Raw genomic sequence first — 1,951 nt, forward strand, 5'->3', positions numbered from 1 at the left:
CCGAACTTCCAGCGCCCGGCGGGCCTGATCGGGGCCTGTCACGACCCTTCCTGATCTCGGATCGATGTCGGAAGCTGCCTGTTGCGCGGTGTGAGATGTAGTCAGTAGATGACTTGACATTCCAGCTTGGATGTGCATGCTTGGGGCGTGGTGAAGGCGAAGACTCCGGCCATGCACGTAGTCAGGGTGGTGAGCCGCCAGGGCGGACGCGAGTACACGAGCACGCTGCTCCGCAACTCGTACCGCGAGGACGGCAAGGTCAAGAAGCAGACGCTCGCCAACCTGTCCCACCTGCCCGAGCCACTCGTCGAACTCATCCGGGCCTGGCTCGCGGGCAAGCGCTTCCTGGCCGTGGGCGAGCCGTTCCCGATCCGGCGCAGTCTGCCCCACGGCCATGTCGCGGCGGTCCTCGGGATGGCTCGCTCGCTCGGGCTGCCGGGCATCGTTGACCGGCGCCCGTCGCGGCTGCGGGACCTCGCCCTGGCGCTCGTGGCCGGCCGCCTGATCGCCCCCGCCTCCAAGCTCGCCACGGCGGCCCTCCTCGGCCAGAGCACCCTGGGTGCCTGTCTCGGGGTCGAGGGTGCCGACGAGAACGAGCTGTACGGGGCGATGGACTGGTTGCTCGCCCGCCAGGCCCGGGTCGAGCGAGCGCTCGCGGCCCGCCACCTGGGAGCCGGCAGCCTCGTCCTGTACGACCTCACGTCGGTGTACGTCGAGGGGAGCCACTGTCCCCTCGCCCGCCACGGCCACTCCCGCGATCATCGCCCGGACCGCCCCCAGATCGAGTTCGGCCTGCTCACCGATGCCCGGGGCTGCCCGGTGGCGGTCGAGGCCTTCCCCGGCAATACCGCCGATCCGGCGACCGTGGAGACGCAGGTCGAGAAGCTGCGGGTCCGCTTCGGCCTCACCGACATCGTCCTCGTGGGTGACCGGGGGATGCTCACCAGTGCCCGCATCGAGCGCCTTCGGGAGATCGGCGGGATCGGCTGGGTGAGTTGCCTGCGGGCGCCCGCGATCCGGGGCCTCGTCGAGGCCGGCGACCTCCAGCTCGGGTTGTTCGACGAGCGGGACCTGGCCGAGATCACGAGCCCGGAGTTTCCCGGCGAGCGTCTCGTGGTCTGCCGCAATCCGGCCCTCGCCGCCGAGCGTGCCCGCAAGCGCGAGGCACTCCTCGCCGCGACGGAAGGTGCCCTCGGCAAGGTGGCAGCGTCGGTCGACCGGGGCAGGCTCGTGACCGCCGCCGCGATCGGCCTGCGGGCAGGACGGGTGGTGAACGCCAAGCGGATGGCCAAGCACTTCGAACTCGACATCGCCGATGGGGTCTTCGCCTATCGGCGGAAGGACGACGCGATCGCCGCCGAGGCAGCCCTCGACGGGCTGTACGTCGTCCGCACGAGCGTCGGCCCCGAGCGGCTCGACGCGCCCGCGGTCGTCGCGACGTACAAGCGTCTCGCCTCGGTCGAGCGCGACTTCCGGGCCCTCAAGGGTGACGACCTCGCGGTCCGGCCGATCTTCCACTGGCGCGAGGACCGGGTCAGATCGCATCTCTTCCTGTGCTTCCTCGCGGCCTATGTCCGCTGGCACCTCGAGGCCGCCTGGGCCCCCTTGCTGTTCCGCGACGAGGCCCCGCCCGCGCGGACCGATCCGGTCGCCCCGCCGGCACGCTCAGCCAGCGCCCTCGCCAAGGAGCGCGACCACCGGACGCCCGACGGCCTCCGGGTGGGCAGCTTCGCGACGCTCATGGCCGAGCTCGCCACCCTGACCCGCAACCGGGTCGTGCCGGCCGGGCTCGGCGAGGAGGCGGCGTTCGAGATCCCCTCCGAGCCGACGCCGCTCCAGGCCCGCGCCCTCGCGCTTATCGGAGTCTCACCCGCGAGCGTGTAGACAGAGCGCCGCAGCCTCACCAGCCGCTCTCGTGCTCGAATGTGCCCACCGGGCGTTGGAAGTTCGG

At 71.6% G+C, this 1,951-nt stretch carries 1 protein-coding gene; it reads left to right on the forward strand.

All coding sequences use genetic code 11. From position 1 onward, the window contains the following. Nucleotides 1-171: 171 nt before the first annotated feature. Nucleotides 172-1,884, forward strand: a complete 1,713-nt coding sequence (locus IVW53_15825) for an IS1634 family transposase (protein MBF6607032.1) — start codon at nucleotides 172-174, stop codon at nucleotides 1,882-1,884. Nucleotides 1,885-1,951: the final 67 nt, after the last annotated feature.

It is taken from the genome of Chloroflexota bacterium, from assembly GCA_015478725.1.
Taxonomy (GTDB): domain Bacteria; phylum Chloroflexota; class Limnocylindria; order Limnocylindrales; family CSP1-4; genus C-114.

Bases quoted from the DNA above. Each gene is read 5' to 3' on its own strand.
- IVW53_15825 (MBF6607032.1), top strand. From the start codon at position 172: ATGCACGTAGTCAGGGTGGTGAGCCGCCAGGGCGGACGCGAGTACACG.